Source organism: Paraburkholderia sp. FW306-2-2C-D06C (genome assembly GCF_058781505.1).
The window spans coordinates 1-584 of the sequence record NZ_JBYSWU010000155.1; the positions used below are offsets into that span (position 1 = coordinate 1).

General features: G+C 63.7%; 1 pseudogene. It reads right to left on the bottom strand.

The features are described 5' to 3' along the window. Positions 1-584 (bottom strand): annotated as a pseudogene (locus AC3WLT_RS37285) (nitrite reductase (NAD(P)H)); the annotation flags it as partial.

Here is a 584-nt window from a genome sequence, read left to right on the forward strand (position 1 = left end):
GTGACGTTACTGTCGGCCTGCTCGCTGTTGACGAAATGACGGAAGCGCTTGCGTGTTTCGGGATCGGTGACGGCCTTTTTCCACTCGTCTTCGTAGCTGTCGACCACGTGCTGCATCTCCGCCTCGAGCTCCGCCGCAACACCCAGACGATCGTTGACGACCACGTCGATCAGATACGCGAGGCCGCCTTCGAGGTTGTCGCGCCACACGCTGGTGCGTTGCAGCCGGTCGGCGGTGCGCACGTAGAACATCAGGAAGCGGTCGATGTAGCGCACCAGCGTGTCGTGATCGAGGTCCGACGCGAGCAGTTCGGCATGGCGCGGTTTCATGCCGCCGTTGCCGCAGACGTAGAGATTCCAGCCCTTCTCGGTGGCGATGATGCCGACGTCCTTGCCCTGCGCTTCCGCGCATTCGCGGGTGCAGCCCGACACGCCGAACTTGATCTTGTGCGGCGTGCGCAGGCCCTTGTAGCGGTTCTCGATCTCGACCGCGAGGCCCACCGAATCGCCGACGCCATAGCGGCACCACGTCGACCCGACACACGACTTCACGGTGCGCAGCGATTTGCCGTATGCATGGCCCGA